A 12,369-nucleotide genomic window follows, 5' to 3' on the forward strand; every position below is an offset into this window, starting at 1 on the left:
TAACATCACACCTGTGCTGCTCGACCGCGCCACCGCCGAGGGTATTGCGGAAGGCCGAATCAGCCTGGTGTTGCGCCGGTGGGATGTCGCGCGCATCAAGCCGGGAGGCACCCAGCGCACATCAGCCGGCACGATCCGTATCGATGACGTGCAGGAGTACGCACCCGACTACCAGGTCAGCGATCAACAGGCGCGGGCTGCAGGTTATTCCGATGCCGCGACGGCTCAGGCCCAGCTGGACAGCAGGTCGGCGCGCCATACCTACCTCATCACGGTGTCCTTCGCCGGCCCCGACGAGCGCCGGGCCCTGGCCGCGGAAAGCGTGCTGACCGCTGCTGACGCGGCTACGATCAGGTCCCGCCTCGACCGCGTGGACGCCGCCAGCGGGACCGGCCCCTGGACCAGGCGCTACCTACGGCTGATCGCCGAGAACGAGGCGGTGCGGGCGCCGAACCTGGCGGCCCGGGAAGGACTCGACGTCCCTGGGTTCAAGCGGCGGGTGCGGCGGCTCAAGGAATTGGGCCTGACCATCAGCCTCGACGTCGGCTACCGCCTGTCGCCGCGTGGGCGGGCTTTTTTGGACGTCGACGACTGATTCCGTGGTGCCCAAGCATGCGCTACGAATGCCGCGCCGCCTCTTGGGCGAGTTGCACCCGGGAGTTCAGGTCGAGCTTGGTGTACACGTGCGTGAGGTGGGTTTGCACGGTGCGCGGCGAGACGAACAGCCGCGCGGCGATGTCCTTGTTGGAAAGACCTTCGCCCACCAGGTTCACCACCTCGCGTTCAGCCGGCGTCAGCGACTCCCACCCGGTCGCTGCCCGCCTGCGTTCGCCGCGTCCGCGCTGCGCGTAGGCAATCGCCTCGTCGCTGGACAGTGCGACGCCTTCTGCCCATGCGCTGTCGAACTCCTTGCTGCCCAATGCAGTACGCAGCAATGCCACCGAGTCCGCATGGCTTGAGTCGTAGCTCTTGAACCGTTCGGTGCCCAGGCGTTGCCGCATGGACTCGGCCGCGCCGTACAGGCGGGCGGCCTCACGGTGGCTGTCGTGCCCGACCGCCATGGCGGCCAGGCAGTCGAGGATGTCGGGAACGCAATTGTGTGCACAGGCTTCAACCGCAGCCGTCAGCGCGTCGTGGGCATCACGCTCGGCTTGTTCCGGCTCACCCTGTGCCATTGCCACCCGGGCGCGGCTGGTCAGCGCCAGCGCCAGATGCCAGCCCGACAGCACCGAGGCTGCCTCGTCGGCGAAGTGTCGCGCTGCGGCGACATCCCCGCTCGCCAACGAGATCCGTGCTTTGGTGGGACGCAGATAATTCGCCACATGGGGTTGCAGTTTCAGGTTCTGCCACGCCTTGGTGCTCGCATCGCGCGCGGAGTCGATGTCGCCGCCGGCGAAAGCTGCGATCGCCAGCGTCGCATAGCCGAGTCCGAGGAAGTACTCGCTGCCGTCTCCGGCACCTTCGACCGCCGCTTCGCCCGCTGCCCACGCGGCGCTCACGTCACCCCGGTACGCGTGCGCATCGCCCAACCCCTTAAGGATGAGCGGGGTGAGGACATCAGCATCGGCCTCCAACGACTGTTCCACCAGTTCGCTGAACTGCGCGACGGCTCCGGCCACTTCTCCCTGCCACAGCTGACCGAACGCCAGGCTCAAACGGCACCGTAGCGCGCCGAACCGGTCGCCGATCTCGTCGGCCACATCGCGTCCGGCGCTGCCCGCAATCCGCGCGGTCATCGTGTCGCCGGATACCACGGCGGCATTGCTCTGCCAACTCAGGATCTGGCCGAGTGTCCACCGATCGTCCAAGGCCCGGACAATGTCGGTCGCCTCCGCGAAGTACTGGCGGGCCGCATCGGATTGGTAGCTGAACCCGGCCGTCGAACCGCAGGCGGTGAGTGCGCGTGCCAACAAGGCCGGGTCATCGACTTCACGAGCGATGGCCAGCGCTTGTTGAGCCTCGTCCACGCTGCTGCCGCTCGTGTCGATGAACATATCGAGGACGGCCTTATCCGCCAGCGCGCGCGCCCGCACCGCGGCGCTCACCTGCCCATGGTGCGCGTCCGGCTCGACGAGGATGGTTTCGAACCAGGTTCGCCCCTCCCGGATACGGCCCCGGCTGAGCCACAGCGGCTGCAGCCACGACGTCAACGCCAGCGCGGACTCCAGGTCGCAGTATTCGCGGCAGCACAGGAACGCCACCCGCAGGTTGTCCAGCTCGATTTCGGCCCGGTCGAGAAGTTGCTGATAGTCCGTGCGCCCAGGGCTGTCGAGTAGCGCGGCCAGCGCCATGTAGTGATCGCAGTATCGCTTGCGCGTGACGTCGATTTCGCCGGCCTCGGCGAGCTTTTCCATCGCGTACTGGCCCACTCCCTCGAGCCGCCGGTACCGGGTTCGACCCTGCGAGCTATCTGCCCAAATCAGCGACTTGTCAACCAGCAGTGCCAGCTCATCGAGCACCTGGTGACGCGGCAGCTCACCGAAGCCGGCCACCGCCAGCGCCGCGTCGAGGTCAAATCCACCGACGAACACCCCGAGTCGTCGCAACAAGATCCGCTCCGGCTCGCTGAGCAACCCGTAAGACCAGTCCAGCGACGCACGCAGGGTCTGGTGGCGGCGCAGCGCGGTGCGCGCCCCGCCGGTCAGCAGCCGGATGCTGTCGTCGAGGCCGGCAATGATGTCGGACAGCGACAACGACCGCACCCGTGCGGCCGCGAGTTCGAGCGCCAGCGGCATGCCGTCCAATCTCTGGCAGATTTGCCGTACCATCGCGGCGCTGTCGTCGTCGACGACGAAGTCGGGCCGGGCCAGCAGGGCGCGGTCGGTGAAGAATGCAATCGCGTCGTCCAAGCACAGCGGCGGGATCCGCCAGGTCAGCTCACCCGCCACCTTGATCGGTTCTCGGCTGGTGGCCAATATCGTGACCCGGGGACAGGTCTGCAGCAGCGCATTGACTTGGCCGGCGCCGACGTCGAGCAGGTGCTCGCAATTATCCAAGACAATGAGCATCTCCCGCTCGGCCAGGTAGCGCAGCACCGCATCGGCCGTTGAGCGCCCTAACTGGTCGGACAGGCCCAACGCGCGAGCGAGCAAGATCGGCGTCATATCGGGATCGGTTATCGGCTCGAGATCGACGTAGCACACGCCGTCGGGAAAACCAGAAGTCAGTTGTGACGCCACTTGGATGGCCAGGCGGCTCTTGCCGGAGCCGCCAGCACCGATCAGCGTCACCAGCCGGTTTTCCGTCACCAGCCGGGCCACCTCGGCCAGCTCCTGCTCGCGGCCCACAAAACTGGTGAGCTGCACTGGAAGCCGTTGGTTCACAATGCTTTTCGGAGTGCGTAGCGCAGGGAACTCGTTTCGCAGCCGGGGGTGGCACAACTGCGCCACCCGTTCCGGGCGCGGTAGGTCGCGCAGCGGTTGGATTCCCAAGTCGATCAACCAGGCATCGGCTGGGAGCTCGTCGATGACGATGTCGCCGGTGGTGGCGGACAGCAGTGTCTGGCCGCCATGGGCCAGGTCACGCAGCCGCGCCGCGCGGTTGATCGTCGGGCCGACATAGTTGCTGTCGTCGCGTAGCTGGACATCACCCGTGTGGATGCCGATGCGTAGCCGAATCGGGGGTAGTTGTGCGCTCTGCAATTGCAGGGCGCACGCGACGGCGTCGGCCGCCCGCCCGAACGCCGCCACGAAGCTGTCGCCTTCGCCCTGCTCGACCGGCCGTACTCCGCCGTGGGCTTCGACGGCCTGGGCAACGGTTTGATCCAGCAGCTTGATCGCGTCGGCCATCTGTGCGGGCTGCGTGTGCCACAGCCGTGTTGATCCCTCGATGTCCGCCAACAGCAACGTCACGGTCCCGGTAAGCAGCAACTCGCCCACGCTCCAGTCCCATGCCACGCACGTCCGCACATTGGGTCGATCTCGCTCATGCTAACCAGCGCGACCAGCCGCGAGCCGCAAATCTCAGCGAAAAGGCGTACGTGGCGTAGGTACGGATCGCCAACGTACGACCCCCTCTGGGGCAAATTTGCGCATTCCGGCCGATGGCCGGGGCCGCGCCACCGAGGACAGTCGAATTGTCCAGATTTCAAGCAAGAAGTCGAAAGGAACCTCGACGATGAAGCACCACACCAAGTCGAATCGTGGCCCCAGCGACGAGACTGGCGCCCTCTCGCCCGACCAGCGGAACCGGCCGCAATCGCGTCGGTACGCCCCCAAGCGTTATTCGTTCCTCGAGGACGCCTGCATGGCGCGCGCGATGTATCGACTCTGATCAGTGCCGCACCCTGGCGCCGCTATTCGCGCTCCAGTTTTGCGGAGCGACAGCGTTGCTCTCGTAAACTGCGAGCCCCACCAGATCCGGGTAAGCCATGTCAACCGACGTTCAAGTGGACACGTACTTTCTTACGCCACCGGCACCACACCGTGTGGGGCTCAGCACCTTTCCGGCGGTCTCCAGCCGGTGATTCTCTTCCGGCTCATAGCCATCACCGTTTGCCTGGAAGCTGCTTGACGACGAACGCAGCGGCGACAGATACGGCTGCAACCTGTCGTGTTTCGGTGCTGCTTCGTCCTCGGCTCCCAGCCGCCTTCACTTTGGCGGGCGCGTCAACAATTCGCGGTATCACTCAACGCGGCCGCCGTTGCGCTGTCGGTTGCTTCATGAGTTTCTTCCTGTTTGAGGTGTAGGCAGTGCGTTGCTCGCTTAAGGTTGAAGTGCTAGCAATGATCCATGAGACCCGACTTTTATCACTTTGGCGGCCTCAGTCCGGCCCTAGGGCGGGGACCTGCAGGTTTGGTTGCTCGCTGGTGCGGATTTGCGCACTAGGACGGGTCCGTATGGTGCGGTGGTGGCCTACGTGCGCACGGTGAAAACGAGTTCGGGGGCGACCGCGGTGCAGATCGTGTGGTCGTCGCGGCGCGGCGCGGCGCACGCTCGATCGAGCATGTGGGTTCTGCCCACGATGAGCCCAGTGTGGCGGCACTTAGAGCCGCCGCTGTCCAGCGGATGAGCGCGGGGCAGGCTGAACTGGACCTCGGAATGGGCGGTCAAAGGGGGTCAGCGCCGCTACCGATCACCTCGTCGCGGGCAGCGCATCTGTGGGATGCCTTGTGCCAGGCTTATCGGTTGCTCGGTTTCGACGAGGTCGCCGATGATGTGTTCCGAGGGTTGGTGTGCGCACGGATCATCGAACCAACCAGCAAGATCGACTCAGGGCGCGTTCTCGATGAGACCGGAGTGGCGGCCCCGTCATACCCGACTCTGAACCGACGCTTGCCGTTGTACGCTAAAGATGCTTTCCGGCAACGGCCTTCGGCCGCGTGCGCCGCGCACGCCGACCTGGGGCCGGCCACGTTGGTGTTGTACGACGTGACGACGCTGTACTTCGAAACCGACGCCGGCGACGGGTTTCCGGGAGCCCGGATTTTCCAAGGAACGGCGTCTGGAGCCTCAAATTACCGTCGGGTTGCTCACCGACGCGACGGGACTCCCGTTGACGGTGCAGGCATTTGAGGGCAATAAGGCCGAAACCGCCACGATGCTGCCGGTGATCAAGGCGTTTAAGAAAGCCCATCAACTGTCCGGCATCACGGTGGTCGCCGACGCCGGGATGATCTCTGAGATCAACCAGATCGACATCGCTGCAGCCGGATTGACCTACATTCTGGGTGCCCGGCTCCCATTTGTCCCCGACGTGGTGCGCGAATGGCATGACAAGCACCCCGACGAAACCGTCCCCGATGAGCTGATCCTGACCCAGCCGTGGCCGGCCACCAGTCCGAAGAAGGCCCGCGGGATCCCTGACCGGGTTATCCACTACCAGTACCGCGCTGATCGCGCACGGCGCACCCTGCGGGGCATCGATGACCAGATCGCCAAAGCCCAAAAAGCCGTCGACGGCAAAGCCCCGGTCAAACGCAACCGGTTCATCACCTTGACCGGGGAAACCAAGGCCATCGACCGAGACCCGGAGGCCAAGGCCCGCGCCCTAGCCGGCTGGAAGGGCTACACCACCAACCTGACCGGTCAAACCCCGACGTTCGTGATCGGCGCCTACCACCACTTGTGGCGCATCGAGAAGAGCTTCCGGATGTCCAAACACGACCTGCAGGCCCGACCGGTCTACCACCACAAGCGACAATCCATTGATGCCCACCTGACGATTGTGTTCGCCGCGATGGCCCTTACCCACTGGATCGAACACCGAACCGGTTGAAGCATCAAGAAATTCGCGCGGACTGCACGCCGCTACCGCACCATCACCATCCAAGCCGGAAAACACACAATCACCGCCGCCGACCCCATCCCCGACGACCTCGCCGAAGCCCTAGCAGAAATCCACGCCGACAGCGGTGCGCACTAATCTGTTAAAAGTCGGGTTGCTCGCTAAAGGTTGAAGTGCTAGCAATGATCCATGAGAAAGGGCCAACGAGGATTCTCAATTCTTACGGCACTTTCGATTATGTGACTCTCTTTTGATGTTAATCCCACGACATCGCAGAAAACATGAACAATCCCCAACTGAATCCCGCACCGTAACTCTCTCCTTCCCATGAGAATTCGTACTCTTCATATGCGGGGAGCAGCTTGTCGAATAGGGACCACTGGCGACCACTGTTCATAGGGCCAAATCGCTCTGTGAACTCGGCGACGTCCATACTCCAGATAGGCAGTCCGATCGGAGAATCTACGGTAGGTGAATTGCGCTTTTTATGCCGGTACCACGCAGACTCGAGGAGGCCGTCTTCGCTAGCGATCGCAGTGAAGTCAAATCCCGGCCACAGTATGCTGCTGTACTCCACTGATGTAGCGTCCTGGCCGGCAATACCCAGCAGCTTCTTCATATTTCGAAAATAAGAGGCTTCGTCGCCGAGAGCTTCGGCTACTCGTTCATGTATACGTTCCGCATCGTCGACCGATAGACCGCGGTCAGCCACTTTGGCCGCTAGTTGGTCTTCCTTATGCGACATCTTTATTCTCAGCTTCATCGTCATGAGCAAGTACACCTCGAAGTCGATAAGGGGGGAAAGCAGGAGTCTATTCATCGCTTATCCATTCATTTACCGAGGTAGGTTAGGAACTGATGAAGATCGCCTCGAAACACTGTGACCGAACCGTCGGGCTGGACTATCAGCGCTATCCCTTGATCTATCCTAACCGGCAGCACTACCTTTGTTCCGTTTGGCAGATTGGCAATTCCTGCTGTTTCACCGAACGCGGTCTTTGCGGCAATGTCTGCTGCCACTGCAGCCTGGTCCTGGTTAAGGTGCAGGCTGGTCACCCTCTGAGCAATTCCATCTGACCTGGTCCCTTTGGGAAGGGTCGAGACTTCCCTACCGATTTCTGTGGCCTGGTCGGCGATACTTGGGCTTGAAGGCGTGCCCGGTTGTGGTTGGGCGCCGGGTGTACGTGGTTGTTGTGGTGCGGGTTGTGTCCAGTATGGGATGTCGGCGCGTTTGGCGTCGTTGGCGGGTGTGAGTATTGTGCGTTGGCCGCATCTAATTGGCGCTCGAGCTGGGCCTTCAAGGTGTTGTAATACCAGGCTTCTTGGTTATAAGCCTGAACCGCGTTCCAATCGGAAGGGTTGGGCGGATTGAGATTGTGGTGGTCGATGTCGTTTGTCAACTGGTTGTAGGCCTCCCGTGTCGCTTGCAGCGATGGCGGTGGCGGTGGGCTGGCCCAGGGCGGAATGGGGGGCTGCCCCAGCGGCGGTGTGCCCGGCGGCGGAGACGGTGGCGGCGGAATCGGTGGTTGCGGCGCCAGCGGCGGCAGCATTGGTGGCGCTTGGGGTGCTTGGCCCGCTCCTTGGTCCAGCATCTGGGCGCCGGGGCTCCCGGAGCCGTTAGGACCGTCGCTACCGGTGGGGGGACCGGGTGCGTCGCCAGGTGGTGTAGCCGGTTGGGCGGCCGGTGGTGGGGGTGCCGGAGGTTGGGGTGGGGGTGGGGAGTTGAGGGTGTGGGCGGTCTCGCCGGGGTCGAGCGGGGGCGCTGGTGACGACGGGCCGCCGGGTCGTGGTGGTTGTGGGTGGACGTAGGCCAGCGGCTGCACCGTCGAGCGGGGCGCGGTGGTGACCGGACTGTGCAGCGTAGCGGTGGTGAGCATGCCAGCGGGTGCGCCGCTGCCGGGTCGCTTCACGGATGGTGGGCTGAACCCGTCACCGGAGGGCCGGATGTAGCTGGTTGTTCCCGCACCCGGATAACCGCTGATCACACCAGCGGTTCTTGGACCCGATCCGGCTGGCGGGGAGAGGGTGTCAGCACGGCTCTGCAGCGCCTCGCTGAGCTGCGCTGAACCCGGCCCCTCGATGGCTGGGGCGGCGATTCCTTCGGCGGGTGCGACTTGGGCGAACATCCCCATCGGAGGCTGCGGCGCCCGGGCTAGCGTCGAAGCCCCGGCGGGCGTGGCCGCCGCCGAGGCACCACTTGGGGACGCCGACGCTGAGACCGAGCCGGCCAACGGCGCCGCCGGCCCAACCCCCCATCCCGGCACCGACGGTTGGCGGGGCGATGACCGCGCGGGCGCCTTGCTCGCCGGCCTGCAGGGTTGCTTCGGCCGCGCTGATCGCCCCGGTGTCGGCCAACCCCACCACCGCGGCAGCCGGCGACCCGCCGGACGCCGCCGGCGGAAACGGCACCATGACCGCCGCCGCGGCCGCGCGCAACGCCGCCCCGTAGGTCGCGCCCTAGGCCGCCCCCGCGGCCGCATCTGCCCGTCATACTGCAGGTCCAACGCCACGATCTGCGGGGTCAACGCCCCCCACACCAACGGGTTGAGCTGCCGGGCGGTGGCCTCATCGCATCGATTGGCCACCGCCTCCTGCGCGGTGACCATCGAGGCCACCGCACTCTGATGCGCACCGGCCGCCGCCACCACATGGGATGCCTTCTCCAGCAGCGCCGCCGCCAGCAACTCATGCTGGGTATCCAGCGCACCCTGGCTGACCGCCGACGCCGCCGCACCCACCCCACGCCAACCGCCGCCGTACGTGGCCGCCCCACTGGCCGCCGAGGCCGCTACCACCGCCTGCACCTGCGCCGCCTGCGCGCTCAACGCTTCGGCGTAGGCCGGCGTCGATGCCGGACCAGACCCCGACACCAACGCCGTATAGTTGGCCTCCGGGCCAAACGCCGACCAGGGATGCACCACCACAACCCGCTAACCCCTACCGAGCCAGGCCCGCGCGCCCATCGCCTCACCAGCCACCGCCATCCCGGCCGCCCCCGACCGGCACCCAGCCTCGCCGCTCAACCCCGCCTGCGTCATCGCCGAAGCCCCGCCACAGCCGGCACCACCGCAAACACCATCACCTGGGACTTTACTCCCTGCGCGCAGAACAAACGCCTTGCCATGATCCTAAACTTGGCGGCCCTATGTGCGCCCGCCGTCGCCGGCTGGCGCCGCTATTCGCGCCTGAGCCGCGACTCCACGAACCGTTCCACTCGCTCCCATTCGCGTACCGCCTTGGCATAGGGGCCCACGGGCTTGCTGACCGAATCAGGATCGAGCACATAGGCGACCAGCTTGCCCAGTGGTTTGCCCGGGTCGAGCGCCTTGTCGACGGTGCTTTCCTCCGAGTAGTCGCCGATGTCGCGCAGCAACTCGACCGCCAGATCCAGCTGGTCACGATCCACGGCATCAGGTCCGTCGGCGAAATCGTCGGCCAGTCCGGTGAGCACGTAGACATTGTCATCGGTAACGGCCACCGCCAGTGAGCCGTCGGTGGCCGCGGTCCGGATGTCGTCGTAGGTGCTCAGGTCAGCCAAGTCGTGGTCGTGCTCGTCGGCGAGGTAACGCGCCAGCGCCCGCTCGGAGTTGAAGACGCTGATCCGGCCGTTGCGGCCCAAGAAAATCGGACGATCGTCGAGGTAACACCGCAGGGTGTAGAAGGTGCCGGCACCGGTCATGATCTGGACCGGGTCGATGCCGACCTTCGACCAGAAGTCCTCGTCGCCACCCAGCACGACGGCCGCCGCGGCTTCCTCTTCTTCGGCGTCTTCGTCGGCGTCCTCGGATTCCAGCTCGGCGGCTTCGGTGTCTTCTTCGTCGGCCGACTCCGCCGCCGACTCGTCGACGGCTTCCTCGGCCTCCTCGGCTTCCTCCTCTGCCGGTTCCTCGGGCTCTTCGGCCAATTCGTCGGCGGCCTTGGCCGCCAGGTCGGCATCGACCTCGGGAACGCTGACGATGTCGTCGATGGCTTTGAGCACGTCGTCCCAGCTGCGCGCGATGATCTCGGCGATCGCATTCCAGCGTTTCTGGCCGGCCTTACCGGTGAAGTAGTCGATCCCCCCGGACACGGTGCCCAGGGTGGGATTGCCGTTGAAGAACTTCGACACCGCCGGCAGTTCGCATACGGATCCGATGGAGGACACGATCGCCAGTGTCGCGGCCAACGCTGCCACCGACTCCTCGGTTGGCTTGTCGGCCACCAGCTCCTCGACGACCACCAGATCGAATGTATTGTCGGCGTCCGGATCGAAGGTGTGCGCGTGCGCCTCGGTCAGCTCCTCCCACGCCGGGTGGTCCACCAGGTCGTTGTCGGTGTTGCCGCGGACGAATGCGACCAGGTCTGCCACGCTCTCGAAGGCATACAGATCCTCGTCCTTACCCAGAAACGCCTCCCATTCGTCGCCGGAGTCGCGCCAGCGCGGTGCCCACAGCGTGTAGCGGTCACCGTCGGACAGGCCCAGGCGAATGGGCACGAGGTCAGCAGCCATGCGGCACAGAATAGCGACGGCCGGGAGCCGGGCCCGGCCCGGTAGTGCTCAGCCGCTCCAAATATCGGTGATCGGGGGAGCGTTCATCGCATTGCCCGTCTTGGGTAGGCCATACATCTGCTCCAGTGTGGAAAGCAGGTTGTAGTGACTGATCTGCTCGTTGTAAGTGCCCGGCTGCACATGCGCCCCGTAGAAGACCGTCGGAATCTGGTTGCGGCTGCTGCCGTCGTCCTCGTCCCACGTGAGGATGAGCAGGCTGTTGTTGGCCTTGGCCCAGTTGGCGTACGGCGACACTTCGCGGTTGAGCCAGGCATCGCCGGCGGTGACGGTGCCGTCGTGCATGTCGTTGTCGGCGTTGGGGATGACGAACGACACCGTCGGCAGGCTCGGGTAGTTCTCCGGCTGTGGAAACGCGCTGAACGGCACCGACAGCGTTGGCGGGACGTTGCTGAAGTTGACCCATGGCACGTGCTTGCGCGCGTATTTGCCGGCACTGCAGACGGTCGAGCCGACGTGGGGTAGATCCTCGGCGAAACCGACGAAAGTGTGCCCGGTGGCCAGCAATTCGGAGGCCAGGTTGGGCGTCGAGCCGGCGTCGACCGGGCAGGCGTTCTTGGTCAGGCCGAAGGTGCTGCCGGCGAACATCGCCAGGTAGTTGGGTTCGCTGGGATGGGTTTCGGCGAACGATTGCGCCATCATCGCGCCGTTGGCGGCAAGGGCATTGATGAACGGCGCCGCCGGGTTGCCGACGATGTTGGCCTGCGAGCGGTTCTCCTCCACCACGATCACCACGTGCGCAAACGTCGGCAACGGCGCCGCCGTCGGCCGCACCCCGTCGTGAGCCCTGACCTGACCCAACATCGCCACCGCGACCGCGCCGAACACCGCCAGGACTCGACCCGCCCCCGCCATAAACCCCCGAAGCCCGCGCACGCCCGGAGTATATGGGCGGCCTAGACCCGCTGCAGCACCAAAGCCAGCGTGTCAGCCGCCGTGAGCCCGATCGTTATAGGGTCACACCCCGTGGACGTCCACGTCATCGACCACCCGCTGGCGGCGGCCCGAATGACCGTGCTGCGCGACGAACGCACGTGCAACGCCGCCTTCCGCGCCGCGTTGCGTGAGCTGACGCTGGCGCTGGTCTACGAGGCGACCCGCGATGCGCCCACCGAGCCGGTTCCGGTCCGCACGCCGCTCGCGGAGATGATGGGAGTGCGGCTGACCAAACCGCCATTGTTGGTGCCCGTGCTGCGCGCCGGACTGGGCATGGTCGACGCGGCGCATGCGGCGCTACCGGACGCGGACGTCGCCTTTGTCTGCGTGGGCCGGGACGAGCAGACCCATCGGCCGGTGTCGTATTTGGAGCTGCTGCCCGAGGACCTGAATGGTATGCCGGTGATGGTCCTGGACCCGATGCTGGCCACCGGGGGTTCGATGGCGTACACGGTCGGCCTGCTGGTGGCGCGCGGCGCGACCGACATCACCGCGCTGTGCGTGTGCGCGGCACCGGAGGGCATTGCGGCGCTGGAAAAAGTGGCGCCGAAAGCGCGGTTGTTCATCGCGGCCCTCGACGACGGGCTCGATGAAGCGGCGTTCATCCTGCCCGGTCTCGGTGACGCGGGCGACCGCCAGTACGGTCCCCGCCAAAGCTGAA

At 65.4% G+C, this 12,369-nt stretch carries 8 protein-coding genes and 1 pseudogene; 3 read left to right on the forward strand and 6 right to left on the reverse strand.

What is annotated here, in order from left to right; genetic code table 11:
- Positions 1-13 precede the first annotated feature (13 nt).
- Complete coding sequence (locus EET10_RS06055; protein ID WP_063468478.1) at positions 14-595, forward strand: hypothetical protein; 582 nt, start codon at positions 14-16, stop codon at positions 593-595.
- A gap of 22 nt (positions 596-617) precedes the next feature.
- Here the strand turns inward: EET10_RS06055 and EET10_RS06060 are convergent, their stop codons facing one another.
- Positions 618-3,878, reverse strand: coding sequence for a helix-turn-helix transcriptional regulator (locus EET10_RS06060; protein ID WP_036399353.1), 3,261 nt, complete (start codon positions 3,876-3,878; stop codon positions 618-620).
- A gap of 971 nt (positions 3,879-4,849) precedes the next feature.
- Between EET10_RS06060 and EET10_RS06065 the strand changes: the two are divergent.
- A pseudogene (locus EET10_RS06065) lies at positions 4,850-6,364 on the forward strand (IS1634 family transposase).
- A 118-nt stretch (positions 6,365-6,482) separates the two neighbouring features.
- On the opposite strand, the gene EET10_RS06070 reads toward EET10_RS06065, so the two are convergent.
- The 5 genes from EET10_RS06070 to EET10_RS06085 form a co-directional block, all read right to left on the reverse strand.
- On the reverse strand, positions 6,483-7,046 hold the full coding sequence (locus EET10_RS06070) for a hypothetical protein (RefSeq protein ID WP_036398172.1): 564 nt from the start codon (positions 7,044-7,046) through the stop codon (positions 6,483-6,485).
- Positions 7,047-7,057: 11 nt separating this feature from the next.
- The gene (locus EET10_RS29110) at positions 7,058-7,282 is read right to left on the reverse strand and encodes a hypothetical protein (RefSeq protein WP_136624713.1); all 225 of its coding nucleotides are present in this window, start codon (positions 7,280-7,282) and stop codon (positions 7,058-7,060) included.
- Positions 7,279-9,147: a PPE domain-containing protein gene (locus tag EET10_RS31575; RefSeq protein WP_167480131.1), complete on the reverse strand. Its 1,869-nt coding sequence runs from the start codon at positions 9,145-9,147 to the stop codon at positions 7,279-7,281. Before EET10_RS31575 ends, EET10_RS29110 begins: the two co-directional genes overlap by 4 nt.
- A 254-nt stretch (positions 9,148-9,401) precedes the next feature.
- Positions 9,402-10,715 carry a protein export chaperone SatS gene (gene satS, locus EET10_RS06080; protein ID WP_122501970.1) on the reverse strand — a complete coding sequence of 438 codons (1,314 nt, stop codon included), beginning with the start codon at positions 10,713-10,715 and terminating at the stop codon, positions 9,402-9,404.
- 48 nt (positions 10,716-10,763) lie between these two features.
- Positions 10,764-11,627, reverse strand: coding sequence for an alkaline phosphatase family protein (locus EET10_RS06085; RefSeq protein ID WP_099188087.1), 864 nt, complete (start codon positions 11,625-11,627; stop codon positions 10,764-10,766).
- A gap of 111 nt (positions 11,628-11,738) precedes the next feature.
- Here EET10_RS06085 and upp point away from each other — a divergent pair, with 111 nt between their 5' ends.
- Positions 11,739-12,368: a uracil phosphoribosyltransferase gene (upp, locus tag EET10_RS06090; protein WP_122501971.1), complete on the forward strand. Its 630-nt coding sequence runs from the start codon at positions 11,739-11,741 to the stop codon at positions 12,366-12,368.
- The last annotated feature ends 1 nt before the right edge of the window (position 12,369 follow it).

This window comes from Mycobacterium pseudokansasii (genome assembly GCF_900566075.1).
GTDB classification, from domain to species: domain Bacteria; phylum Actinomycetota; class Actinomycetes; order Mycobacteriales; family Mycobacteriaceae; genus Mycobacterium; species Mycobacterium pseudokansasii.